Here is a 22,897-nt window from a genome sequence, read left to right as displayed (position 1 = left end):
GGCCTCCTTAGCGTGCCGCGGGAAAGCAGGCAAACAGAACCCGGCATAGCCGGGTTCTGTGTGTATCCAGATAATTGAAAATCCTTTTTATCCGAAAGCACCATGGGTCTCAATCTTTATCTGTCCAGACTTTGACAAGCCCATCAATTTCTAAGGTAATAGCCTGTTTTTCATGCAGAAATCAGTAAAGTGACGCCTCTGGCCATACCCACCACAGACTCACTCCGGCACCGACGGCCGCCACCAGGATCAAGACCCCCCAGCGAGAGAGTCCCGGGCGCCCGTGCAGGGCACGTTCCAGCAGCGGCAACAGCCAGACCGGCAGCAGCACCAGCAGGGGCACTTCCACGTACTGCCAGGCGAGCATCTGCACGAAGGCGAGTGAAAGCCCCAGGGCAGCCGGGGTCACCTTGACCCCTGCAAAGGCGCCGAGCAGGGCACGGAATCCGGCAAACGCGGCCAGGGCCCCCGTCAGCTGGGCGATGAGCAGGCTGCCATCGATGCCGATGACCAGCGCCAGCCAGATGAAGGCCAGGGCGAAGCCGAGCCCCTCCTCGCTGTCACCACGCCAGCTCGTCCAGCCAGACCAGAGGATGGCGGGCAGCAGGGCCAGCCAGATCCCGGGCTCGCTCGCCAGCACGGAGGCCAGCCCCTGCCACCACACCAGGGCGCCCAGCACCCCGAACAGCGCGAGGGCGATCCCCTTGCTGGTACCCTGGGTCAGGGCGGGCACCAGCAGGGTCAGCGGCAGCCACTGCCACGCCTTGACCGGCAGGCCATAGGCACCGCCCAGCAGGCAACCCACCAGCCAGATCCCCAGGGCGCCCCACAGATAGCCCAGCCGCGGCCAGCGCCACGACAGCAAAGCGGCCCCAAAAGGAGCCGCCAGGGTTTGAAGCAGGAGTGCTGCGCCCATTACTTGCGCACGCCTTCAACGAACAGGTTGATGGTCATCTCGTCAGGGATGTTCGGCACCATGTAGTTCACGCCGAACTCGCTGCGCTTGATGGTGGTGGTGGCGTTGAAGCCGCTGCGGTAGCCGCCCCAGGGATCCTTGCCTTCCCCGATGTGGACCAGGTCGAAGGCCACGTCCTTGGACACGCCGTGCAGGGTCAGGGTGCCCTTGAGTACGCCTTTGTCCTTGGTGCCTTCATAGCCGGTGCTGACGAAGGTCATCTTGGGGTACTGCTTCACGTCCAGGAAGTCGGGGCTGCGCAGGTGCTTGTCGCGGGCCTCGTGGTTGGAATCCACGCTGGCGGCATCGATTTCGAAGCTCGCCTTGGCCGCCGCCGGGTTGGCGTCGTCCATGCTGAAGGTGCCACTGAAGGTGTTGAACCGGCCGACCAGTTCGGAGAAGCCGAGGTGGCCCACCTTGAACTGGACTGTGGTGTGCGCTGCATCGACATCGTAATCGGCAGCCATCAGGGGAGCCGCCATAAACAGGCAAGAGGCCAGCAGGGCCTTGGTCATTTTCATTCCGATCGTTCCTTCATTGGGGGTTCACAACGGTGTCTAAAATGCTAACCTCCTATCGAGAATAGATAATCATCGATTTATTAAAATAATTATCAACCGAGAGTGGAATATGGATCAGATAGCCGCCATGCGCACCTTCATCAAGGTGGTGGAGTGCCAGAGCTTCACCAAGGCCGCCCATCAGCTCGGGATCTCGGTCGCCATGACCTCCAAGCTGATGCAGCAGCTCGAGGAGTCCCTCTCCACCCGGCTGCTGTCGCGCACCACCCGCCAAGTCAATCCCACCGAGGCGGGCCAGTTCTACTACCAGCGCTCCCTGGCCCTGCTGGCGGAGCTGGAAGAGACCCACAGCCAGCTCACCCACAACAACCAGCAGCCCCAGGGCACCCTCAAGCTCTCGGTGCCCATGGATTTCGGCTACCTGCACCTCTCCCCCGCCCTGCCCCTGTTTCGCGAGCGCTACCCGGACTTGAAGCTCGAGATTGAGTACAGCGACCGGCGGGTGGCCCTGGTGGAGGAGGGGTTCGATCTGGCCCTGCGCATCGGCAACCTGCCGGACTCCTCCCTGGTGGCCAAGCCGCTCGCCATGATGAAGATGGTGGTGTGCGCCAGCCCCGACTACCTGGCCCGCCGGGGCAGGCCGAAGACCCCGGAGGATCTCAAGCAGCACGACTGCCTCATCTACACCCTGACCCAGCCGGACTGGGTCTTCAAACGGGATGGGGAGGAGCACAGCATCCGTCCCCAGGGGCCACTTCGCGCCAACAACGGGGTGGCCCTGACCCGGGCCGCCTGCGACCACCAGGGCATCATCTTGCAGCCCACCTTCATCGTGGGGGATGCGCTGCGCTCGGGGGCGCTGGTCCCCTTGTTGCTGGAGTGGGAGAAGGGGCAGGTGGGGCTCTATGCCCTCTATCCGCACCGCCGTTTCGTGTCGGCCAAGGTGCGCTGCTTCATCGAATTCGTGCAGGAGCGCTATCTGGCGCCCCACTACTGGGACAGGGAGACCTGAGCCCGGGCTCAGGGGGTGGGCATCAGCTCGGCCACCAGCAGGTGATCCTGCTGGCTCATCTGCCAGCGTGGCAGACGCTGGCGCAAGGCGGCGAGCTCGGCCTCCCCCAGCGCATAGGGCAGGGTGACGTGCAGGCAGTGGCAATCCAGCATGGCCGCCAACTGCATCATCAGGGCGAGGTTTGCCTCGTCGCTCTTGTGCTTGTTGATGCGCTTGCCGAGCTCGTGGCGAAAGTGGGTCTCGGGATCCTGAGTCATCGCCTGCCAGCCGTAACCAAAGAGCGGGATGAAGGCGCTGACGATGCCAAGGGCGGTGAGGGGCCGTTTGGGCGGATGATAGAGGGCGTTGAGATCCAGCAGGATGGGGCTTTGATGGGGTTCACGACTGCCGGATAAAATAGTATTGCTCATTGGATTACCCTGTTGATTCCTCTAGACTTCGCCGCATATTTGACCTGACATGCCAACGAGGTGCTGATGCTAAGCGATATCGAGATCTCCCGCCAGTCCCCCCGCCTGCCCATCGCCGAGGTGGCAGCACAGCTCGGCATAGCGGCCGCCCATCTCCACCCCCACGGCCATTACAAGGGCAAACTCGACCTCGCGCTGCTCCATCACGCCCCCGCCCGCGAGCCCGGCAAGCTGGTGCTGGTGAGCGCCATCACGCCCACCCCCCTTGGGGAGGGCAAGACGGTCACCACGATCGGCCTCTCCATGGGGCTCAACCACATCGGCCAGCCCAGCATCGCCACCATTCGCCAACCGAGCCTCGGCCCCGTCTTCGGGGTCAAGGGGGGCGCCGCCGGGGGCGGCATGGCCCAGGTGGTGCCGATGGAGGAGATGAACCTGCACCTCACCGGGGATTTTCACGCCCTCACCGCCGCCCACAACCTGGCCTCTGCCGCCCTCGATGCCCGCCTGTTCCATGAACGCAAACTCGGTGACCAGTTCAGCGCCAGAACCGGCCTGGCGCGGCTCGATATCGACCCGGCCAACATCCTCTGGCCCCGTACCCTGGACATGAACGACCGGGCGCTTCGCCACCTCACCCTCGGCCAGGGCGGTGCTGCCGATGGTGTCGAGCGCCCCGATCGCTTCGTCATCACCGCCGCCTCCGAGCTGATGGCCATTCTGGCGCTGGCCAGGGATCTCAAGGACTTGCGCGCGCGTATCGGCCGCATCCAGCTCGCCCTCGACCTGCGCGGCAAGCCCGTGACCGCCGAGCAGCTGGAAGTGGCGGGGGCCATGACGGTGCTGATCAAAGACGCCCTCAAGCCCACCCTGATGCAGACCACGGAGCAGACCCCTGTGCTGGTCCACGCCGGCCCCTTTGCCAACATCGCCCACGGCAACTCCTCCGTCATCGCCGATCGCATGGCGCTGGGTCTTGCCGACTACGTGGTGACCGAGGCGGGTTTTGGCTCCGACATGGGGCTGGAGAAGTTCTTCAACATCAAGTATCGCCAGTCCGGCCTCGCCCCCGCCTGCGTGGTGCTGGTGGCTACGGTGCGCGGCCTCAAGGCCAACAGCGGCCTGCTCGACATCCGGCCGGGCCAGCCACTGCCGGCCAGCCTGCAAGGGGAAGATCTGCCCACCCTGACAGCGGGGTGCGCCAACCTCGCCTGGCATATTAACAACGCCCGCCGTTACGGGGTGCCCGTGGTGGTCGCCATCAACCGCTTCCCCACCGACAGCGGCACCGAGCTGGCCCTGCTGGAGGCGGCGGCGCGCCAGGCCGGTGCCTGTGGGGTCGCCCTCTCCCGGGCCTTCACTGACGGTGGCGCGGGCGCGGCGGATCTGGCTCACGCCGTGGTGGCGGCCTGCAAGCAGCCCAGTGAGGTCAGGCTGCTCTACCCCGATGAGATGAGCCTTGCCGCCAAGCTCGCCACCCTGGTGGAGTGCGGCTATGGCGGCCGGGGCATCACCCTCTCGGACAAGGCGCGCCAGCAACTGGCCAGACTCTCGGCAGAGGGCCAGGATCACCTGCCCGTCTGTATGGCCAAGACGCCGCTCTCCATCAGCCATGACCCGGCCAGGAAGGGCGTGCCGACGGACTTCGAGGTGCCCATCGAGGAGGTGAAACTCTGCGCGGGGGCAGGCTTCGTCTATGCCCTGGCGGGCCCCATCATGACCATGCCGGGCCTGGGCAGTCTGCCGGCCTATCGCCATATCGACATCGACGATGACGGGGAGATTGTCGGCCTGAGCTGACGCGCAGGCTGGCAGCCTGCCGTCCCTGAACACCATATCGACATCAACGATGACGGCGACATTGTCGGCCTGAGCTGACGTACAGGCTGGCAGTCTGCCGTCCCTGAACACCATATCGACATCAACGATGACGGCGACATTGTCGGCCTGAGCTGACGGCGCCCAGGTCCAGCCAGAAACGACAAGGCCCCGCCGATTGGCGGGGCCTTCTGCGCTGTGCCGGGTGGCAGCAAGACTCAGAGGGTGAAACGCTGGGTCATATGGTGCAGGGTATTGGCCAGCTTGCTCAGCTCGACACAGGCCTGGGCGGTCTGCTGCGCCCCCTGGGCATTCTCGTCGGCGGCGGTGTGGATCTTGACGATGCTGCGATTGAGCTCCTCGGTGACCGCGTTCTGCTGCTCGGTGGCGGTGGCGATCAGGGTGTTCATGTCGGTGATCTGGGTGACGGCACCGTTGATGCTGTCGATGCTGCTCCCCGCCTCCCGCGCCAGCTCCACGCTCTCCTGCATCTGCTGACGGCTCAGCTGCATGGCGCTGCCCGCCTCGGCGGTGCGCTCCTGAAGCACCTCGATCATCTTGCTGATCTCGGCGGTGGATGCCTGGGTACGCTGGGCCAGACTGCGCACCTCGTCTGCCACCACCGCAAAGCCACGCCCCTGCTCGCCGGCCCGGGCCGCTTCGATGGCCGCGTTGAGGGCCAGCAGGTTGGTCTGCTCGGCGATGCCGCGAATCACGTCCAGCACCATGCTGATGCTGGCGCTGTCGGTCTCCAGTTGCTGCACCACGCTCCCGGCCTGCTCTATCTGGCGGGAAACCTGCTCTATGCTGCCGATGGCGCTGCGCACCACCTGGTTGCCCTGGGTGGAGGTGCGGGAAGCCTGCTTGGCCGCCCCCATGGCGTCCGTGGTGTTGCGAGCCACCTCATTGACGGTGGACTGCATCTCGTTCATGGCGGTGGCGACCTGAGAGACCTCTCCCTGCTGGCTTGCCATGCCTTTGGCGGACTGCTCGGAGATGGCGCTCACCTCCTCTACCGCGCTGCTGAGCTGGCTCACCGAACCGGAGATTTCACTCACCAGCTCCGCCAGAGCCCCCTGCATCCGGTCGATGGCCGACCCCAGCTGGCCCAGCTCGTCGCGGTTGAAGCGGTTGCCGCGGATCCACTCCTGCAGCTCGCCCCGACCGAGATCACCGCTCGCAATGCGCTGGGCCTGACGGGCCAGCATGATGAGCGGGTCGCGGATCTGGCGGGTCAGCACCACGGAGAGGGCGACAACCAGGGCCAGGCCGATCACCAGGGCCAGGGTCACGCTCAGCTTGGCGCTGTCAAAGGCGGCGATCACCTCGGCGCGGGAACCCACGGAGTAGCCGTGGTTGATGCGGATGAGATCCCCCACCGACTTGCTCAGGGTGGTGTAGAGGGTGACCCCCTCCCCCATGAAGAGGTGCCGGGCTTCGGCCATCTGTCCCGAGTCCTGCATCTGCCGGATGCGCTGGTGCAGGGCGATGTACCTCTCCCAGTCCGCCTTGACGATGTCAAAGGCGCGGCGCTCCTCCCGATCCTCCGCCCAGATGGTGCCATCGTGGGCCACTATCTGGCGCGCAGCCTCTTGCAGGCTCTTCTCGCTCTCGTTGCGATAGCGGGCCTTCTGCTGGGCATCGTCCGCCACCAGGAAGACATCCAGTTCGTAGCGGCGCAGGGCATTGATGGTCTCGCCGAGGGTGCTGGTGCGCACGACGGCGGGCAGGATACTGTCGGTAAAGCCGATGGCGGCGCGGTTCATCTTGCTGAATTCAAACAGCGAGAAGCCGCCGATAAAGGCCATCATCAGGCCGAGTACGGCAAAGCCGGCGGTAAGTTTTTTGCCTATCGTCATGGTGTTCATGGCATGTCCTGCATGGGGAAAACAAGTGGCATTGCTGGGCGCAGGCCTGGCCTGCGCCTTCACTACCCTCCTTGGCAGCACATCTCGTCCCTGTCGGCGCGCACAAGGGCGGGCCCGGGGGTGTCGGCGTCAACCAGACCGTCCGACAACACACAGAGCCATAGCGACCGGCACGGTCACAACTTTAGGTATTTTTCAAAAAAAGTGAGGGAAAGGAGACGGGGCCTGTCGGCGACAGGCCCCGGGAGCACTACCCTTTCAGACCACCGAGGAATTCGGCGCGGGTGTCGGGCTGGGTCTTGAAGACGCCGCCCAGGGAGGTGGTGGTAGTGTAGGAGGTGGAGTCCATCACGCCACGGGCCTTCACGCAGAAGTGGGTCGCCTTGATGCTGATGGCCACGTCCCTGGTGCCAAGCAGGGTCTGCAACGCCAGCAGGATCTGCTGGGTCAGCCGCTCCTGTACCTGGGGACGGCGGGCGAAGAACTGCACGATGCGGTTGATCTTCGACAGGCCAATCACCTTGCCGCGGGGAATGTAGGCCACGTGGGCAAAGCCGTCTATGGTGACGAAGTGGTGCTCGCAGGTGCTGGTGAGGCTGATGTCCCGCACCATGATCATCTCGTCCACCTTCATCTTGTTCTCGATCACCGTCACCTTGGGGAAGGTGGCATAGTCGAGGCCGGAGAAGATCTCGTTCACGTACATCTTGGCAATGCGGTGCGGGGTCTCGGCCAGACTGTCGTCGGCCAGATCCAGTCCCAGCGTCTCCATGATGGCGCGCATATGACCTTCGATTTTTTCCTTTTTCTGCTGGCCGCTCAATTCATTGGCCACCAGAGGTGTCTCAAGGCCCTCGGCCTCGAGCGCCGCCCTGACCAACAGGGCTTCCTGGCTTAAGCTCGTCATCGTGTTTATCTCCCACGCTCAGGGACTGTGCTGGCCTGCGGCATGGTGCCGCGGCGCAATCTTACAGGGCGATTATTGTCATAATTCTGTCTAACTCAAGCCCGGTGCCCGACTTTATGCCAAACCACCCCGTTTTGTCCGCACCGGCCTGCCCATTCGGGGGCAAGGCGCACGGCCGTGCCGCCTCTTCCCCACCTGCCATCCCGCGCAAGCCTCGCCCTGGTTACCCATCAGGAGGTAATTCAACGGGATAGCGCCCCATAATCCGATCACTCCGGGGCATCTGCCCCCCATTACCGCACCTTCGGCCTGCCCATCGGAGCGGATTTTTGGGATAATCCGCCCCCTACACACCAGAGAGGTCATGATGATGGGATTCGATACCGGTGCACTCCTCCCCTTGGACAAGGCCCTGCAAGGGATGCTGGAACAACTCACCTGCTGCTGCGAGACGGAGCGGTTGCCCCTGCCCCAGGCGCTGGATCGGATCCTGGCCGAGGAGATAAGCTCCCCCCTCTTCGTCCCCCCCTTCGACAACGCCGCCATGGACGGCTATGCCGTGCGCCTGGCGGATCTCGCCGCCGGGATGCCGCTCCCCGTGGCGGGCAAGGCCTTTGCGGGCCAGCCCTATGAGGGGGAGTGGCCCGCCGGCCACTGCATCCGCATCATGACCGGGGCCCCTGTGCCCCCGGGTGCAGACGCTGTGGTGATGCAGGAAGAAACGCAAGCCGGCGACAACGGGATCACTTTCCTGACCGCGCCCACGCCTGGCCAGAACATCCGTCGCCGCGGCGAGGATCTGGCGCAGGGCGCCCGGGTGCTCGAAAGCGGCCTTCGCCTGAGCCCCAGAGAGCTGCCGCTGCTCGCCTCCCTTGGCATCGCGAGCGTCACGGTGCGCCGTCCCCTCAGGGTCGCCATCTTCAGCACAGGGGACGAGCTCAAGCCTCTGGGCACCCCGCTCCAGCACGGGGACATCTACGACTCCAACCGCTACGGGGTCAAGGCGATGCTGAGCCGCATGGGCTGTGAGTGCCTGGACCTTGGCATCATCCCCGATGATCCGGCGGCCCTGCGCGCCGCCTTCTTGCAGGCCGACCGCGAGGCCGATGCCCTGATCACCACCGGGGGGGTCTCGGTGGGGGAAGCGGACTTCACCAAGCAACTGCTCGAAGAGCTCGGGGAAATTGGCTTCTGGAAGCTCGCCATCAAGCCGGGCAAACCCTTCGCCTTTGGCCGATTGCCAAACGCCTGGTTCTTCGGTCTGCCGGGCAACCCGGTCTCCGCCATGGTCACCTTCGATCAGCTGGTGCAACCGGCCCTGGCCAGACTGGCCGGTCAGCAGTTTGCACGCCCGCACCCCCTCCAGGCCCTGGCGACAGAGCCGCTCAAGAAGAGCCCGGGGCGCCTGGACTTCCAGCGCGGCATCCTGAGCGTGGGCCCCAATGGCCTCGAGGTACGCAGCACCGGCTCCCAGGACTCCGGGGTGTTCAGCTCCCTCTCCCGGGCCAACTGCTACATCGTGCTCGAACAGGAGCGCGGCAAGGTAGCCGCCGGTGAGACGGTCACCGTCGAGCCCTTCTCGGGGCTGCTGCTGTGAGCGAGATCCTGAGCGACGCCGAGCTCCTTCGCTACAACCGCCAGATCGTGCTCAAATCCTTCGACTTCGAGGGGCAGGAGGCGCTCAAGCAATCCCGCGTGCTGGTCATCGGCGCCGGGGGCCTCGGCTGCGCCGCCAGCCAGTATCTGGCGGTGGCCGGGGTCGGCCACCTCACCCTGGTGGATTTCGATCGGGTGGAGCTCTCCAATTTGCAGCGCCAGGTGCTGCACAGCGACGCGCGCATCGGCCAGCTCAAGGTGGAGTCCGCGGCGACGTCCCTGCGCGCCCTCACCCCCTGGCTCGAGGTGGAGACCCACGCCGCCCTCGCTGACGAGGCGCTGCTCGATGCCCTGCTGCCACGCCATCAGCTGGTGCTCGACTGCACCGACAACGTCGCCATCCGCAACCTCCTCAACCAGCGCGCCCGCCAGCACAAGGTGCCCCTGGTCAGCGGCGCCGCCATCCGGCTGGAAGGGCAGCTCTGCAGCTTCACCTGGCAGGAGGATGAACCCTGCTACGCCTGTCTCAGCGCCCTCTTTGGCGATCAGGCCCTCACCTGTGTCGAGGCGGGGGTACTGGCCCCCGTGGTGGGGCTGGTGGGCAGCCTGCAGGCGCTCGAGGCTATCAAGCTGCTGGTGGGCATGGGCAAAAGCTACAGCGGCCGCCTGCTGATGATCGACGGTCTGGGTGGCAGCTTTCGCGAGCTGAAGCTTCCCAAACGCCCCGACTGCCCGGTCTGCTCAAGACCCTGAGCAGCGCCCACAAAAAAGCCGAACCCCGGGGTTCGGCTTTTTTATCTACCTCTGCTGTCTGCTCCCCCTCAATGGGTTGAGAGGATCCGCTGCAACAGATGATTGAACCCGGCAGGATCTTCCGCCGGCCAGGCGTGGTGACCATCCGGGGTGTGGATGGTGGCATTGGGCAGGGAGGCGAACTGCTCCACCCGCCGCGCCAGGGGCAGATAGTCGTGACTGGTGGAGATGATGGCCACCGGCTGCCAGAGGGTGCCGAGACGAGCCCGCACCGACCAGCCGGGCAGCGCCTCCAGCAGCGCCTTGTAGGTCTTCTTTTTGTTGCGCACGAAGCGCCCCCGGAAGGTGTGGCGCACCTGGGCGAGATCGGGGCCGGGAAAGAGCTCGCGGCCGAGCCACCACGCCAGCGGCCGCATGCCGAACCAGCGCAGCCACTTGAGGCGCATGGCATAGCGCTCCTGCTCCTTTGGCGTCTCCAGCAGAAATTCGCTGAAGCCGTTGACCAGCACCAGCCCCTGCACCTTGTGGGGCAGTTGCAGCGCCAGCTCCAGCGCCACCATGGCACCGAGCGACAACCCCACTACCCAGGCAGGCTCGGGCTGCTCGTCGAGCCAGCGGGCCACATCCGCCGCCAGGGTGGGCACGTCAAAGGGCCCCTCCTGCATGCTCTGGCCGTGGCCGCGCAAGTCGATGGCCACCACCCGGTAGCGCTCGGAAAAACGCTCGATCTGCGCCTGCCAGTCGAGGCTGGAAGAGCCCAGCCCGTGCAGCAAGAGCAGCAAGGGCCCCTCCCCCGCACTGCGCAGGGCCAAGCCATGGGATTTCATTACCTGATTGCGACGCACCCGTCCCCCCTTTCTCGACGCCATGCCGGCCACTCATGGCCAGCCAATCCGTACTCCGGTCCCCTGTCTACCCCTCTCCCACCAGGCTCACCGCCTTGATGTAGGCGTAGAGGCGCATGGCCGGCGTCAGGGCGAGCCGCTGCGCGGAGCGGCTGGTGATCCGGGCCAGCAGTATCTGCTGCCCCAGCGCCAACTGCAACAGGGTCTGCCCCGGTCGCACCTCCCGCACCTCCAGCAGCCGGGTCTCGAGGCAGTTGGAGAGGCTGGAGTGCACGATGGGCTCGGTGGCGATCACCAGATCCCGCGCCGCCACCTTGATCTGCAAGGGGCCTGCTTCATCGGGGGCATGCTCCATGGTCACCATCAGGGTCTGCTCCCCGAGTCGCAGGGTCGCCATCTGCTCGTGCTCGTCGTAGTGGGCCAGGGTCGCCGAGAGCATGACCCCGACGTCGTCGCGACTGGCCAGCGACAGGTCGGTGCGGGCGAAGATCTCCTCTGGGGTGCCCTGGGCCTCCACCCGTCCCTCTGCCAGCAGCACCAGTCCATCGCAGAGCAGGCTCACCTCCTCCATGGCGTGGCTGACGAAGATCATGGGGATGCCGCTCTCTTGCTGCAAGCCCTTGAGCACGTGGGCCTGATGGATGCGGCTGCGCCTGTCCAGCGCCGAGAAGGGTTCATCCAGCAGCAGCAAGTCGGGCTCGGCCAGCAAGGCCCTGGCCAGTGCCACCCGCTGACGCTGACCGCCGGAGAGGCCGTGGGCCGGTTGCCCCAGCAGCTCGGCAAAGCCGAGGCGAGCAGCCAGCTCCTCTGGCTGCCAGCGCCCCCTCCCCTTGCGAGCCGCCAGTTGCAGGTTGCCGAGCACGCTCAGGTGGGGGAAGAGACGGGCATCCTGAAACACCAGCCCGATGCGCCGCGCCTCGGGGGGCAGGGCTGCAAGCTCGCGCCCCTGCCAGCGCAGGGCATCGCCCGGGGCCCTGTCGAGCCCGGCGATGATGCGCAGCAGGGTGCTCTTGCCACAACCCGAAGGACCGAACAGGCCGAGGATGCGGCTGGGGGGCAGTGCCAGATCGCACGCCAGGGTGAAGGGGCCGAAATCACGTCTGGCCTTGAGGTAGAGGCTCATCCGAACAGCCTCCGTTGTCGGCGTTGCAGCACGCCGTAGACCAGCACCAGCATCACCAGGGAGAAGCCCATCAGGCCGCCTGCCAGAATATGGGCATTCTGGTAATCCATCGCCTCCACGTGATCAAACAGGGCGATGGAGAGCACCTGGGTCTCCCCGGGAATGTTGCCGCCAATCATCAGCACCACCCCGAACTCCCCCAGGGTGTGGGCAAAGCCCAGCGCTGCCGCCATCACGAAGCTGGGCAGCGTCATGGGCAGGATGATGCGAAAGAAGCGCTCAAACGGGCCCATCCCCAGGGTGGCGGCAGCCTCCAGCTCCTTGTTGCCCATGTTGACGAAGGCGGAGGTGAGGGGCTGTACCACGAAGGGGAGCGAGTAGATGACGGAGGCGATGAGCAGGCCGAGGAAACTGAAGGCGAGCGGGGCCCCGAAGGTCTCCCGCCACCAGCCACCGAGGCCGTACTCCGGGGAGAAGGCCAACAGCAGATAGAAACCGAGCACGGTGGGCGGCAGCACCAGCGGCAGGGCCACCATGGCCTCCACCAGGGGGCGCAGCCGGTGCTGGCTGCGAGACAGCCACCAGGCGAGCGGCGGCGACAGCAGCAGCAGGATGGCAGTGGTGCTGGCCGCCAGTTTCAGGGTCAGCCAGACCGCCAGCAGATCCCCTTCACTCATAGGGTCCCCTCTCGGGTGTCGATAAAAAACAGGGCGCCGTCATGACGGGCGCCGCCTTGGGACACGTCAGGCACCGGATCTGGCCAGCACGGGGCTGGCCAGCCCCCGGCAGACGCCGGGCGCTTACTGCGGCAGGGCGTAACCCGCCGCCTTGATCTGCGCCTGTCCCGGCCCCTTGAGCCAGGCGACCAGGGCATCCACCGCCGCCCCTTTCTTCAGCACCAGGGCCTGCTGCTCGATGGGGGGATAGAAGCTGGCCGGCACCGCCCAGGCTTCGCCGGTCTTGCCCGCCTCCACCAGATTGGCCCAGGCGACAAAGCCCAGCTTCGCATTGCCGGAATCGACAAACTGCCAAGTCTGGCTGATGTTGGTGCCGGTCAGCACCCGATACTGCTTGGGATCGATCTTGAGATGAGCCAGGGTCGCCATGGCGGCGGCGCCATAGGGCGCTGTCTTGGGATTGGCGATGGCCAGCTCCCCCTGCCAGTGGCGCAAGGTGGCCTCGTCAGGAGCAGGCCCCCCCTTCTGCCAGAGGCCGAGCTGACCGATGGCATAGGTGAAGCGTTCGCTCCCCTTGCCTTCCGACTCCAGCTTTTGAGGGGTCGCCACGTCGGCCGAGAGGAAGAGATCGAAGGGCGCACCGTGGGTGATCTGGGTATAGAGCACGCCGGTGGCCGCCGAACTGATGGCGATGTTGTGGCCGGTCTTGGCGGTGAACTCCTTGCCGATGCGCTCTATGGTGCCCTTGAAGTTGGCCGCCACCGCCACCTTGACCTCGTCAGCCAGCACAGCACCGCTGTACATGGCGCCGATCCCCAGCACCAACAGGGATACCCATCTCTTCATTCCGTTGCTCCTTATGTTCCGGCACGCCGGATCGATTGACACGAGCTCGAGGCTCACTCCCCTTGTTGCCAGCGGGCCAGGGCGGCGTCATCGCTCGCCCTGGCCTCGACCCAGCGTTGCACCCCGTCGGCGGTCAGCTCTTTTTTCCAGAACGGCGCCCGGGTTTTCAAGAAATCCATGATGAAGTGGCAGGCCTCGAAGGCCGCCTCGCGGTGGGCACTGCTCACCACCACCAGCACGATCTGATCCCCGAGCAGCAGCTCGCCGATGCGGTGAATGAGGGTACACTCCTGCAGGGGCCAGCGGCTGCGGGCCTCGGCCACTATGTTCGTCAGCGCCTTCTCGGTCATGCCGGGGTAGTGTTCGAGGGCCAGCCCCTTCACATGCTCCCCCTGATTGAAGTCGCGCACCTTGCCGACAAAGCTGACAATCGCGCCTGTGTCCTGCCGGGCAGCAAGGCGGGCATATTCGTCGGCCAGCGAGAAGTCAGCCCGCTGCACCAGAATGCGATCTGTGATGGCTACGTCGCTCATGGCTCAACCTCCGGTCACCGGCGGGAAGAAGGCGACCTCATCCCCGTCATGGAGGGGGGTATCCAGCGGCACCAGGGTCTGGTTGACCGCCACCAGGAGCTTGCCGGATTCGAGCGCCAGCGCCCACTTGTCACCCCGCTCGCTCAAGGCGGCGCGAAGGGCATCGGCACTGGCGTAGTCGCAAGGCAGGCTCAGCTCGTCGCAGCCGACCAGCTCACGCACCTGCGCAAAAAACAGAACCTTGATCATGCCTGCTCTCCTTTGGTCTCACCCAGTTGGAAATGACCGGATTTACCGCCCTTTTTCTCCACCAGACGCACCTGCTCGATAACCATGTCCTTTTGCACCGCCTTGCACATGTCGTAGATGGTCAGGGCCGCCACCGAGGCGGCGGTGAGCGCCTCCATCTCCACCCCGGTCTTGCCCGAGAGCTTGCACAGGGTGCGGATATGGACCCGATTGTGCGCCGCCTGGGGGGCTATCTCTACCTCCACCCGGGTCAGAGCCAGGGGATGGCAGAGGGGAATAAGGTCGGCGGTCTTCTTGGCCGCCATGATGCCGGCGATGCGGGCGGTGGCGAACACGTCCCCCTTGTGGTGCTGACCACTCAGGATCAACGCCAGGGTCTCGGGGGCCATGGTCACAAAAGCCTCGGCGCGGGCCTCGCGTTCGGTCACCTGCTTGTCGGTGACATCCACCATGTGGGCCTCGCCGCTCTGGTTGAGATGGGTCAGGTTCATCTATGCCCCTATCGAAAAATAAGATGGATGATCCGGGTTTACTCCCGGGATCACAGATGGGTCACGAAGTTGCACGGCCGGGTACGGGCATCGAGCTGATCCCGGATAAGCTGTTCCCAGCCCAGACGGCAGGCGCCGGTGGAGCCGGGCAGGCAGCAGATCAGGGTGCGATTGGCGAGCCCTGCCAGGGCACGGCTCTGCATGGCAGAGCCCTTGATTTCGGCAAACGAGAGCTGGCGGAACATCTCGCCAAAGCCCTGCACCGTGCGCTCGAACAGCACGCCGACCGCCTCGGGCACCCGGTTCTGCTCGTTGAAGCCGGTGCCGCCGTTGATGAGCACCACCTGGACTCCCTCGTCGGCAATCCAGTCGCTCACCTGGGCGCGGATGCGAAACAGGTTGTCGGGGCAGAGCGCCCGATCGGCCAGCACGTGGCCGGTCTGGGTCAGGGCCTCGACCAGATAGTCCCCCGAGCTGTCATCGGCAGCGGTGCGACTGTCGGAAACCGTCAGGACGGCGATCTTGAGAGGGATGAATTCGCTGTGTTTGGGTGCCATTGGGGCCATTCCTGTCAATCATTGACCACGAGAGGATGAGGTGAACGCGCCGCACCGTGGTGCCAGCCATGAAAGGAGCCGGTGGGCGCCGCGTTGCCGGGAAGGGATTCTATCAAAAGATGTCTGGCTGGGGGGCGTCATTGCCCATTAATCTCGAAGGCCGCCGGATCCCGGGGATCCGGCGGCCTTCCCATCAGAAGCCCGGCACCCCTTTCATGTCAGGCAGTTGGTGCGCAATCCCCTTGTGGCAGTCGATGCAGGTGTTGGCCCCGCTTGCCAGGTTGGTGGAGTGCATCTGGGCGGCCCGACGCCCCTGCAGGGAGAAGTCCATGTACTCGAAGTTGTGGCAGTTGCGGCACTCGCGCGAATCCGTCTCCTTCATCCGCTGCCACTCCCGCTCGGCCATCTCCCGCCGGTGGGATTCAAACTTCTCGCGGGTATCCACCTTGCCGGTGATCATGCCCCACAGCTCCTTGGAGGCCTGCACCTTGCGGATGATCTTGTAGGTCCACTCGTGGGGTACGTGGCAATCCGGGCAGCTGGCCCGCACGCCGGAGCGGTTGGCGTAGTGGATGGTGTCGCGGTACTCCACGAACACGTTGTCCTTCATCTCGTGGCAACCGGTGCAGAAGGCCTCGGTGTTGGAGGCTTCCATGGCGGTGTTGAACCCGCCCCAGAAGATGACGCCACCGAAGAAGCCCATCAGCAGGATGACCCAGAGGGCCGCCTTCGACGGTGACTTGAAGGTGGTCCACAGACGCTTCACAAAGCCGGGTAATTTCATCTATGGGTTCCTCAGTTCAGCGCTTCAACCGGTTTGAAGGTATTGTTCACCAGCGGCTTGGCATCCGCTTGCGGCACGTGGCACTGCAGACAGAAGTAGCGGCGCGGAGAGACTTCGCCTAGGGTCATGCCGTCGCGGGTCTCGAAGTGGGTGGGGCTGATCTTGGGGGCCTTCATGGCACTGGCGTTCTTGAAGCTGTGACAGGCCAGGCACTTGTTGACCTTGTTGTCCACTTCATAGTTGCGGGTGTCGTGGGGGATCAGCGGGGGCTGGTGCATGTACTGGCGATCGTAGAGGTCGCCATCCTTGCGAAAGTTCTTCATGGGGGCCGCGTCGGCATCCGTCACCAGATCCGTGCTTCCCCGCTCCGACTTGATGCCCCCCGTGCTGTTGGTGATCTCGGGGACGGCCGCCATCAAGGAACCCGCCATCAGGCAGGCCAGCATTGCTCCAATCAGCTTCTTCATTATGTGTTCTCCGACGTTTTCTCTGCCTTGACGGCAAAACCTACAGTGATTTCAAAAACTTGCTCCGCGCAGACATCGATGCAACGGCCGCAGTTGGTACACTCCTGAGCCGCAATCAAGGGCCCGTGACCACGCCTGGCACCGTGAACGGGGCCGCGCAGGATGGGACGCTCCGGGCAGACCGCATAACAATCCATGCAGTTGCTGCACCGCTCGCGCCCCGAGGCTGCAATCTTGATGAACCCGACCCGGTTGACCAGGGCATAGAAGGCCCCCACCGGACAGAGGTGGCCGCACCAGCCCCGCTCCACCACAAAAAGGTCGAACAGGAACAGCACCGCCAGCAAGGCCCAGCCCGCCCCCATGCCAAACAGCAGGCCGCGCAGGGTGAGCGACACCGGATTGACCAGCTCCCACACCAGCACGCCAGCGATGGCCGGCGCCACCAGCACCATGGCCAGCAGCCAGTAGCGGGTGGTGCGGCTGAACTGACCGTTGCCCTTGAGCCCGAGCCGCCCCCTGAGCCAGGCGGCGGCATCGGTGACCAGGTTGACCGGACAGACCCAGGAGCAGAACACCCGCCCCCCGACCAGCCAGTAACCCGCGAGCACCAAACCGGCCCCGAGCCAGAGGGTGGGGATGGGCCACTGGCCCGCCGCCACCGACTGCAACAGGGTCAGGGGATCCGTGAGGGGCACCGTCTCCAGCAACAGGGAGCTGGAGAGGTTGCCCTTGAGGATCCAGATGCCCGCCAGCGGCCCCAGCAGGAACAGCCCCAGCACCCCGAACTGGCAGAGCCGGCGCAGCAGCAGGAAGCGGTGGGCACGCCACCACCCCAGCCTGGCCGTGGCCTCGGCCCCCGGATACCGACTCATAGACCCTCCGGTTTGCGGGTCGGCAGAGTGAGCCTGTCGCCGATGAGGGACTTGCCCGCCTTCTCCTTCTCTTCCCACCCGAGCCGGTAGTGGTGACCCAGCTCCCCCTTGGCAAGCCCGCGAGGCACCACCTTGATGGCCGCCTCCTCCAGCACGCAGGCGTGCTCGCACTTGCCGCAGCCGGTACAGAGATCGCTGTGCACCGTGGGCAGGAACATGGCGTGCTTGCCGGTGCGCGGGTTGTGCTGCAGCTCCAGGGTAATGGCCTTGTCGATGAGGGGACAGACCCGGTAGCAGACGTCGCAGCGCAGCCCCAAGTAGTTGAGGCAGGTCTCGTGATCGATGAGCACCGCCACCCCCATCCGCGCCTGATCGATGTCGGTCATGGCCCTATCCAGCGCCCCGCTCGGGCAGGCCACCACGCAGGGGATGTCGTCACACATCTCGCACGGGACGGCGCGCGCCTTGAAGTAGGGGGTGCCGGTGGTCACGGGTTCAAACAGCCGGGCGAGCTTGAGGGTGTCGTAGGGGCAGGCCTCGACGCAGAGCCCGCAGCGCACGCAGGCGCCGAGGAACTCGGCCTCGTCGAGGGCGGCCGGCGGGCGCAGCGCCTGGGCAGGCAAAGCCTGCACCTGCTGGCGCGCCACTCCGCCGAGCCCCACACCAAGCAGGCCCACACCGCAGGCCCCCTTGGCCATGTCGGCCAGAAACTGGCGCCGACTACGACTCATCTCGCGCTCCCCCGCCTCAGGCCTTCATGACCTTGACGGCGCACTTCTTGTAATCCGTCTCCTTGGAGAGCGGATCGGTAGCGTCCAGGGTCAGCTTGTTGACCAGCTGGCTCGCGTCGAAGAAGGGCATGAACACCAGTCCCTTGGGCGGGCGGTTGCGGCCCCGGGTCTCGACCCGGGTCTTCACCTCGCCCCGGCGGGAGGAGACGATCACCTCTTCCCCACGGCGCACGCCACGGGCCTTGGCATCTTCCGGGTGCATGAAGAGCACCGCATCCGGGAAGGCGCGATAGAGCTCGGGCACGCGACGGGTCATGGTGCCGGTGTGCCAGTGCTCCAGCACGCGACCGGTGGAGAGCCACATGTCGTACTCTTTGTCCGGAGCTTCGGCAGCCGGCTCATAGGGCAACGCGAAGATGACCGCCTTGCCGTCGGGCTTGCCGTAGAAGCGCACCCCTTCGCCCGCTTTCACATAAGGGTCAAACCCTTCGCGGTAGCGCCACAGGGTCTCCTTGCCGTCCACCACAGGCCAGCGCAGGCCGCGGGCTTCGTGATACTGATCGAACGGCGCCAGGTCGTGGCCATGGCCGCGACCGAAGGAGGCGTACTCCTCGAACAGCCCCTTCTGGACGTAGAAACCAAAGTGCTCGGCCTCGTCGTTCAGGGCCCCCTTGCTCTGCTCTTTCGGGAACTGGTTCACCTGGCCGTTGGCATAGAGCACGTCGAACAGGGTCTTGCCCTTCACTTCCGGCATCTTGGCAATCAACTCAGCCGGCCACACCTCTTCCACGGTGAAGCGTTTGGAGAATTCCATCAGCTGCCACAGGTCGGACTTGGCTCCTTCCGGTGCCTTCACCTGCTGGTGCCAGAACTGGGTGCGACGTTCGGCGTTGCCATAGGCCCCCTCTTTCTCCACCCACATGGCGGTGGGCAGGATGAGGTCGGCCGCCTGGGCGGTCACGGTCGGATAAGGGTCGGAGACCACGATGAAGTTGGCCGGGTTGCGATAACCGGGCAGCGCCTCTTCGTTCATGTTCGGGCCGGCCTGCATGTTGTTGTTGCACATCACCCAATAGGCGTTGAGCTTGCCGTCTTTCAGCATGCGGTTTTGCAGCACGGCGTGGTAGCCCACCTGCTCCGGGATGGTGCCTTCCGGCAGCTTCCAGATCTTCTCGGCGATGGCGCGGTGTTTGGGATCCGTGACCACCATGTCCGCCGGCAGACGGTGGGCGAAGGTACCCACTTCACGGGCGGTACCACAGGCGGAGGGCTGGCCGGTCAGGGAGAAGGGGCCGGAGCCCGGCTGGGAGATCTTGCCGGTCAGCAGGTGGATGTTGTAGCAGAGGTTGTTGGCCCAGACGCCACGGGTGTGCTGGTTGAAGCCCATGGTCCAGTAGGAGACCACCTTCTTGTCCGGATCCGCATAGATCTGGGCCAGCTTCTCGAGCTTGTCCTTGGGCACGCCGGAGAGCTTGGAGACGGACTCCAGATCGTAATCCGCCACGAACTTGGCGAAGTCCTCGAAGCTCATGGGGGTGGAGTCGCCACTGTCCGGGTTCTTGGCCTTTTGCTGCAGCGGGTTGGTGGGACGCAGGCCGTAGCCGATGTCGGTCACTCCTTTGCGGAACTGGGTGTGCTTGTTGACGAACTCCCAGTTCACCTTGTCGTTCTGGATGATGTAGTTGGCGATGTAGTTGAGGATCGCCAGATCGGTCTGGGGGGTGAACACCAGTCCGTTGTCCGCCAGCTCGAAGCTGCGGTGCTCGAAGGTGGAGAGCACGTGCACCTGCACATCCTGGTGGGACAGACGGCGATCGGAGATGCGTGACCAGAGGATGGGGTGCATTTCGGCCATGTTGGAGCCCCACAGCACGAAGGCGTCGGCCTGCTCGATGTCGTCGTAGCAGCCCATGGGTTCATCCATGCCGAAGGTACGCATGAAGCCCACTACCGCGGAGGCCATGCAGTGACGGGCATTGGGATCCAGGTTGTTGGAGCGCAGGCCTGCCTTCATCAGCTTGGCGGCGGCATAACCTTCCCAGACGGTCCACTGGCCGGAGCCGAACATGCCGACGGCGGTCGGCCCCTTCTCTTTCAGGGTCGCCTTGAACTTCTCGGCCATGATGTCGAAGGCCTGATCCCAACTGATGGGGGCGAAGTTGCCGTTCTTGTCGAACTTGCCGTTCGTCATGCGCAGCATGGGCTGGGTCAGGCGATCCTCCCCGTACATGATCTTGGAGAGGAAGTAGCCCTTGATGCAGTTCAGGCCACGGTTGACCGGTGCATCGGGATCCCCCTGGGTCGCCACGACGCGGCCAGCCTGGGAGCCCACCAGCACGGAGCAGCCGGTCCCGCAGAAGCGGCACGGCGCCTTGTCCCAGGTGATGGCGGTCTTGTCGGTACTGGTGATCAGGTTCGCCGCCAGAGTGGGGGCACTGACACCGGCCACGGCAGCGGCTGCCGCCACCGCATTGGCCTTCATAAAGTCGCGTCGACTCAGCTTCATGACATATCCTCGCATTGCTTAATCACATCAATGACAGCCATTGTGACGAGCCGCGCTGGCTCAGCTCCATGGCGCTTTATTCCTTTGCTCTGGGCTTTCGTTCATCGAACGCAGACAACAGACCCGGCATCCCGTGTATTACCCATGGCGGTCAGCGAACGACTCTTGCGCTTCTGCCACATGACGCCTTATTCCCCATCTTCGGCGTCCATTTCATCGAACTGGTGGTAGATCAGGGCCGCAGAGAGCACCCCGGGCAACCCCTGAATGGTGTCGATGGCCGCCATGATGGGGCGCTGGCTCGGCCCCTCCAGGGTCACCACCAGCTTGCCCTCCTCGCTGACGGCGTGGATCTCGGCCCCGTCCAGGGTCGCAATCCGCTCTGCCAGGGCGTGGCGCAGATCGGGCTGGGTCAGCACCACCAGGCTGGATACATGGAACTCTTCTCGCGTCATATCACCGTTTTCCAACTTGTTCGTCTCTTGGGTCATCGCGAAGCCTCGCCACGAGACAGACCGATGCTGATACTGCCCACTGGGCAATCCGCCACGCAGGCCCCGCAGCCGTTGCACGACTCGGCATGGATGCCGGGGGTGGGTACGCGCCCCAGCCGGGGGGAAAAGCGGATGGCCTGCTGCTCGCAGCTGTCCTGACAGCGCTGGCAGAACACCTGAGCAGTGGCCAGACAGCCCGCCTCGATATGGGCCACATACTCCCAGGGTGTCTGGGTTGTCGGCCTGAACACCGGCGCCTGGCAGGCGCTGACACACTCGGTGCAGAAGGTGCACTCGCCGCGGTGAAAATCCACCGTGGGGAAGCCCCCGTCTCCCTTGATCAGGATCTGCTCCGGACAGGCCGCCAGACAGTCGCCGCAGCGGGTGCAGCCGGCCACGAACTCGTCCCAGGAGACGGACCAGGGCAACTGGATCCCGGCCTTGGGGGCGCTCAGGCGTCCCCGAAACAGGCCTCTGCGTGACAAGTTGACCCCGTCGGTCATATCGACTCCTCTTTTCGGGGACGGATGCCCCCGCGCGGATCCCGTGACTGGCATTTTCAATACCAATTATAAGCGTGGGTGTATATTGCGGCCCTGACAAGTCAGGGGATATACCACCAGGGAGATAAACAGGGGGGATTCTTGCGCTGGATCAAACCCTTGGCGCAATTAGACACAGCAGGGGCAAGGTAAATTACCCCTATGTGAGGATTGATAATTAATCGAAGGTTATTTGAGGTGCACGGCGGCTGTCAGCCGCCGATGGAGGCCAGGTGGGGTGTCATGCCTGCATTGCCTTCATGGAGGCGATGGGTGGCGGCCTTGCCGGTCAGCGCCTGGCGAATACGCCATTGCAGCTCCTCCTGCTGGCTGTCATCGGTGAGCAGATCCCGCAGTTCCACCCCGTTGTCGCCAAAGAGACACAGGTGCAGCTTGCCCTTGGAGGAGACCCGCAGCCGGTTGCAACCGGCGCAAAAATCCTTGCTGTAGGGCATGATGAGCCCCACCCCGCCCCTCGAGTCCGGATGCGTGAACACCTGGGCAGGGCCATCATCCAGGCCGCGCAGCTGCTGCACCCAGCCGCTCTCTTGCAGGCGCTGCTTGATGAGTTCACCGCTGGTATGGTGATCGCGAAACAGGGCGTCCATCTCGCCGGTCTGCATCAGTTCGATGAAACGAAGCTCGATGGGTTTGTCCAGGATCCAGACGAGGAACGTCTCGAGCTGATGATCATTGAGTCCCTTGAGCAGCACGGCGTTGATCTTGACCGACCGAAAACCGGCACTCAGGGCGGCGTCTATCCCCGCCATCACCTCCGCCAGCTTGTTCTCGCCAGTGATCTGGTGGAACTGGCGGGGATCCAGGCTGTCGACGCTGACGTTCAGGGCCGTCAGCCCCGCATCGAACCACTCGCGGGCACGCTCCTTGAGGCGATACCCGTTGGTGGTCATGGCCACCTTCTCGATGCCGGGAGTATTGGCCACGGTCTCGATGATGGCCGTGAAGTCGCGGCGCAGGGAGGGCTCGCCTCCGGTCAGACGCACCTTGCGCGTCCCCATGGCGGCAAACCCGGAGACAACGCGACGGATCTCCTCCAGGGAGAGGAAGGACTGGCGCCCCTCACCATCTCCTTTCGGCGGGTGATAGCCGTCCGGCAGACAGTAGGTACAGCGGAAATTGCAGACGTCGGTGACCGACAGACGCAAATAGTAAAAGCGACGGGAAAAACCATCTTCAAGTGGCAACATAAACACCTTTCCAAATACGGGAGGCCAGGGCATTTCTTTCCTGACCCTTTCAGCTCGAACAGCGGCTGACGGCGATCTCCCCCTATCTCAATGACTTAGGCAAAATCGCTCGGAGTTCATCTAGTTTTT

The 22,897-nt window shown here is 64.5% G+C and carries 25 protein-coding genes and 1 riboswitch; of the genes, 4 read left to right on the top strand and 21 right to left on the bottom strand.

Annotated features, from left to right (window positions below):
- Positions 1-181 precede the first annotated feature (181 nt).
- Together HKD46_RS02585 and HKD46_RS02580 are read right to left on the bottom strand one after the other, a co-directional pair.
- The gene (locus tag HKD46_RS02585) at positions 182-916 is read right to left on the bottom strand and encodes a hypothetical protein (protein ID WP_161470238.1); all 735 of its coding nucleotides are present in this window, start codon (positions 914-916) and stop codon (positions 182-184) included.
- Positions 916-1,476, bottom strand: coding sequence for a YceI family protein (locus tag HKD46_RS02580; RefSeq protein ID WP_010674176.1), 561 nt, complete (start codon positions 1,474-1,476; stop codon positions 916-918). Before HKD46_RS02580 ends, HKD46_RS02585 begins: the two co-directional genes overlap by 1 nt.
- Before the next feature lie 109 nt (positions 1,477-1,585).
- Here HKD46_RS02580 and HKD46_RS02575 point away from each other — a divergent pair, with 109 nt between their 5' ends.
- A complete protein-coding gene (locus tag HKD46_RS02575) occupies positions 1,586-2,488 on the top strand; it encodes a LysR family transcriptional regulator (protein ID WP_039038856.1) in 903 nt (300 codons plus the stop codon).
- An 8-nt stretch (positions 2,489-2,496) separates the two neighbouring features.
- Here the strand turns inward: HKD46_RS02575 and HKD46_RS02570 are convergent, their stop codons facing one another.
- Positions 2,497-2,898, bottom strand: a complete 402-nt coding sequence (locus HKD46_RS02570; protein ID WP_010674174.1) for a hypothetical protein — start codon at positions 2,896-2,898, stop codon at positions 2,497-2,499.
- Between the two features lie 66 nt (positions 2,899-2,964).
- Here HKD46_RS02570 and HKD46_RS02565 point away from each other — a divergent pair, with 66 nt between their 5' ends.
- A complete protein-coding gene (locus HKD46_RS02565; RefSeq protein WP_111896512.1) occupies positions 2,965-4,698 on the top strand; it encodes a formate--tetrahydrofolate ligase in 1,734 nt (577 codons plus the stop codon).
- 236 nt (positions 4,699-4,934) lie between these two features.
- Here the strand turns inward: HKD46_RS02565 and HKD46_RS02560 are convergent, their stop codons facing one another.
- Entirely contained in the window at positions 4,935-6,584 is a 1,650-nt protein-coding gene (locus HKD46_RS02560) for a methyl-accepting chemotaxis protein (protein ID WP_171864883.1), read from the bottom strand.
- Positions 6,585-6,834: 250 nt separating this feature from the next.
- A complete protein-coding gene (folE, locus tag HKD46_RS02555) occupies positions 6,835-7,491 on the bottom strand; it encodes a GTP cyclohydrolase I FolE (RefSeq protein WP_010674171.1) in 657 nt (218 codons plus the stop codon).
- Between the two features lie 370 nt (positions 7,492-7,861).
- Between folE and moeA the strand changes: the two genes are divergently transcribed.
- Both moeA and moeB read left to right on the top strand, forming a co-directional pair.
- Positions 7,862-9,088 (top strand): molybdopterin molybdotransferase MoeA, encoded by a 1,227-nt coding sequence (gene moeA, locus HKD46_RS02550; RefSeq protein ID WP_043154257.1) that lies wholly within the window; start codon positions 7,862-7,864, stop codon positions 9,086-9,088.
- Positions 9,085-9,840 (top strand): molybdopterin-synthase adenylyltransferase MoeB, encoded by a 756-nt coding sequence (gene moeB / locus HKD46_RS02545; RefSeq protein ID WP_171864881.1) that lies wholly within the window; start codon positions 9,085-9,087, stop codon positions 9,838-9,840. The genes moeA and moeB overlap by 4 nt, the downstream gene beginning before the upstream one ends.
- Before the next feature lie 68 nt (positions 9,841-9,908).
- Here the strand turns inward: moeB and HKD46_RS02540 are convergent, their stop codons facing one another.
- The 16 genes from HKD46_RS02540 to moaA form a co-directional block, all read right to left on the bottom strand.
- The gene (locus HKD46_RS02540; RefSeq protein WP_049636339.1) at positions 9,909-10,685 is read right to left on the bottom strand and encodes an alpha/beta fold hydrolase; all 777 of its coding nucleotides are present in this window, start codon (positions 10,683-10,685) and stop codon (positions 9,909-9,911) included.
- Between the two features lie 67 nt (positions 10,686-10,752).
- Positions 10,753-11,808 carry a molybdenum ABC transporter ATP-binding protein gene (gene modC, locus HKD46_RS02535; protein WP_171864880.1) on the bottom strand — a complete coding sequence of 352 codons (1,056 nt, stop codon included), beginning with the start codon at positions 11,806-11,808 and terminating at the stop codon, positions 10,753-10,755.
- Positions 11,805-12,485, bottom strand: coding sequence for a molybdate ABC transporter permease subunit (gene modB, locus HKD46_RS02530; RefSeq protein WP_010674165.1), 681 nt, complete (start codon positions 12,483-12,485; stop codon positions 11,805-11,807). The genes modC and modB overlap by 4 nt, the downstream gene beginning before the upstream one ends.
- A 123-nt stretch (positions 12,486-12,608) precedes the next feature.
- On the bottom strand, positions 12,609-13,331 hold the full coding sequence (gene modA, locus HKD46_RS02525) for a molybdate ABC transporter substrate-binding protein (protein WP_102948215.1): 723 nt from the start codon (positions 13,329-13,331) through the stop codon (positions 12,609-12,611).
- 53 nt (positions 13,332-13,384) lie between these two features.
- Positions 13,385-13,864, bottom strand: coding sequence for a molybdopterin synthase catalytic subunit MoaE (gene moaE / locus HKD46_RS02520; RefSeq protein ID WP_102948214.1), 480 nt, complete (start codon positions 13,862-13,864; stop codon positions 13,385-13,387).
- Positions 13,865-13,867: 3 nt separating this feature from the next.
- Positions 13,868-14,113, bottom strand: coding sequence for a molybdopterin synthase sulfur carrier subunit (moaD, locus tag HKD46_RS02515; protein WP_010674162.1), 246 nt, complete (start codon positions 14,111-14,113; stop codon positions 13,868-13,870).
- Entirely contained in the window at positions 14,110-14,604 is a 495-nt protein-coding gene (gene moaC, locus HKD46_RS02510; protein ID WP_069652762.1) for a cyclic pyranopterin monophosphate synthase MoaC, read from the bottom strand. The genes moaD and moaC overlap by 4 nt, the downstream gene beginning before the upstream one ends.
- Before the next feature lie 50 nt (positions 14,605-14,654).
- On the bottom strand, positions 14,655-15,161 hold the full coding sequence (gene moaB / locus HKD46_RS02505) for a molybdenum cofactor biosynthesis protein B (RefSeq protein ID WP_039038846.1): 507 nt from the start codon (positions 15,159-15,161) through the stop codon (positions 14,655-14,657).
- Positions 15,162-15,354: 193 nt separating this feature from the next.
- Complete coding sequence (locus tag HKD46_RS02500) at positions 15,355-15,945, bottom strand: cytochrome c3 family protein (RefSeq protein ID WP_010674159.1); 591 nt, start codon at positions 15,943-15,945, stop codon at positions 15,355-15,357.
- Between the two features lie 11 nt (positions 15,946-15,956).
- A complete protein-coding gene (locus tag HKD46_RS02495; RefSeq protein ID WP_029314277.1) occupies positions 15,957-16,412 on the bottom strand; it encodes a nitrate reductase cytochrome c-type subunit in 456 nt (151 codons plus the stop codon).
- Positions 16,412-17,287: a quinol dehydrogenase ferredoxin subunit NapH gene (napH, locus tag HKD46_RS02490; RefSeq protein WP_171864879.1), complete on the bottom strand. Its 876-nt coding sequence runs from the start codon at positions 17,285-17,287 to the stop codon at positions 16,412-16,414. The genes HKD46_RS02495 and napH overlap by 1 nt, the downstream gene beginning before the upstream one ends.
- On the bottom strand, positions 17,284-18,018 hold the full coding sequence (napG, locus tag HKD46_RS02485) for a ferredoxin-type protein NapG (RefSeq protein ID WP_171864878.1): 735 nt from the start codon (positions 18,016-18,018) through the stop codon (positions 17,284-17,286). The genes napH and napG overlap by 4 nt, the downstream gene beginning before the upstream one ends.
- A gap of 16 nt (positions 18,019-18,034) precedes the next feature.
- Positions 18,035-20,524 (bottom strand): nitrate reductase catalytic subunit NapA, encoded by a 2,490-nt coding sequence (gene napA / locus HKD46_RS02480; RefSeq protein ID WP_010674155.1) that lies wholly within the window; start codon positions 20,522-20,524, stop codon positions 18,035-18,037.
- Between the two features lie 188 nt (positions 20,525-20,712).
- A complete protein-coding gene (locus HKD46_RS02475; RefSeq protein WP_010674154.1) occupies positions 20,713-21,015 on the bottom strand; it encodes a chaperone NapD in 303 nt (100 codons plus the stop codon).
- Positions 21,012-21,521 (bottom strand): ferredoxin-type protein NapF, encoded by a 510-nt coding sequence (gene napF, locus HKD46_RS02470; RefSeq protein ID WP_041212734.1) that lies wholly within the window; start codon positions 21,519-21,521, stop codon positions 21,012-21,014. The genes HKD46_RS02475 and napF overlap by 4 nt, the downstream gene beginning before the upstream one ends.
- A gap of 251 nt (positions 21,522-21,772) precedes the next feature.
- Entirely contained in the window at positions 21,773-22,768 is a 996-nt protein-coding gene (gene moaA / locus HKD46_RS02465; RefSeq protein WP_102948208.1) for a GTP 3',8-cyclase MoaA, read from the bottom strand.
- Positions 22,756-22,895, bottom strand: a riboswitch (molybdenum cofactor riboswitch). (Overlaps the previous gene by 13 nt.)
- Between the last annotated feature and the right edge of the window lie 2 nt (positions 22,896-22,897).

It is taken from the genome of Aeromonas sp. TW 6, from assembly GCF_013168745.1.
GTDB classification, from domain to species: Bacteria; Pseudomonadota; Gammaproteobacteria; order Enterobacterales; family Aeromonadaceae; genus Aeromonas; species Aeromonas caviae.
Note: the sequence above shows the minus strand (reverse complement) of the source record. Positions and strands in the feature narration are given on the sequence as shown.

Bases quoted from the DNA above. Each gene is read 5' to 3' on its own strand.
- moaE (WP_102948214.1), bottom strand. From the start codon at position 13,864: ATGAGCGACGTAGCCATCACAGATCGCATTCTGGTGCAGCGGGCTGAC.
- moaB (WP_039038846.1), bottom strand. From the start codon at position 15,161: ATGGCACCCAAACACAGCGAATTCATCCCTCTCAAGATCGCCGTCCTG.
- moaC (WP_069652762.1), bottom strand. From the start codon at position 14,604: ATGAACCTGACCCATCTCAACCAGAGCGGCGAGGCCCACATGGTGGAT.
- HKD46_RS02500 (WP_010674159.1), bottom strand. From the start codon at position 15,945: ATGAAATTACCCGGCTTTGTGAAGCGTCTGTGGACCACCTTCAAGTCA.
- HKD46_RS02495 (WP_029314277.1), bottom strand. From the start codon at position 16,412: ATGAAGAAGCTGATTGGAGCAATGCTGGCCTGCCTGATGGCGGGTTCC.
- HKD46_RS02565 (WP_111896512.1), top strand. From the start codon at position 2,965: ATGCTAAGCGATATCGAGATCTCCCGCCAGTCCCCCCGCCTGCCCATC.
- moeA (WP_043154257.1), top strand. From the start codon at position 7,862: ATGGGATTCGATACCGGTGCACTCCTCCCCTTGGACAAGGCCCTGCAA.
- folE (WP_010674171.1), bottom strand. From the start codon at position 7,491: ATGACGAGCTTAAGCCAGGAAGCCCTGTTGGTCAGGGCGGCGCTCGAG.
- moaD (WP_010674162.1), bottom strand. From the start codon at position 14,113: ATGATCAAGGTTCTGTTTTTTGCGCAGGTGCGTGAGCTGGTCGGCTGC.
- modB (WP_010674165.1), bottom strand. From the start codon at position 12,485: ATGAGTGAAGGGGATCTGCTGGCGGTCTGGCTGACCCTGAAACTGGCG.
- HKD46_RS02580 (WP_010674176.1), bottom strand. From the start codon at position 1,476: ATGAAAATGACCAAGGCCCTGCTGGCCTCTTGCCTGTTTATGGCGGCT.
- napF (WP_041212734.1), bottom strand. From the start codon at position 21,521: ATGACCGACGGGGTCAACTTGTCACGCAGAGGCCTGTTTCGGGGACGC.
- HKD46_RS02575 (WP_039038856.1), top strand. From the start codon at position 1,586: ATGGATCAGATAGCCGCCATGCGCACCTTCATCAAGGTGGTGGAGTGC.
- napA (WP_010674155.1), bottom strand. From the start codon at position 20,524: ATGAAGCTGAGTCGACGCGACTTTATGAAGGCCAATGCGGTGGCGGCA.
- HKD46_RS02560 (WP_171864883.1), bottom strand. From the start codon at position 6,584: ATGAACACCATGACGATAGGCAAAAAACTTACCGCCGGCTTTGCCGTA.
- HKD46_RS02570 (WP_010674174.1), bottom strand. From the start codon at position 2,898: ATGAGCAATACTATTTTATCCGGCAGTCGTGAACCCCATCAAAGCCCC.
- napH (WP_171864879.1), bottom strand. From the start codon at position 17,287: ATGAGTCGGTATCCGGGGGCCGAGGCCACGGCCAGGCTGGGGTGGTGG.
- HKD46_RS02475 (WP_010674154.1), bottom strand. From the start codon at position 21,015: ATGACCCAAGAGACGAACAAGTTGGAAAACGGTGATATGACGCGAGAA.
- napG (WP_171864878.1), bottom strand. From the start codon at position 18,018: ATGAGTCGTAGTCGGCGCCAGTTTCTGGCCGACATGGCCAAGGGGGCC.
- modC (WP_171864880.1), bottom strand. From the start codon at position 11,808: ATGAGCCTCTACCTCAAGGCCAGACGTGATTTCGGCCCCTTCACCCTG.
- moaA (WP_102948208.1), bottom strand. From the start codon at position 22,768: ATGTTGCCACTTGAAGATGGTTTTTCCCGTCGCTTTTACTATTTGCGT.
- HKD46_RS02585 (WP_161470238.1), bottom strand. From the start codon at position 916: ATGGGCGCAGCACTCCTGCTTCAAACCCTGGCGGCTCCTTTTGGGGCC.
- modA (WP_102948215.1), bottom strand. From the start codon at position 13,331: ATGAAGAGATGGGTATCCCTGTTGGTGCTGGGGATCGGCGCCATGTAC.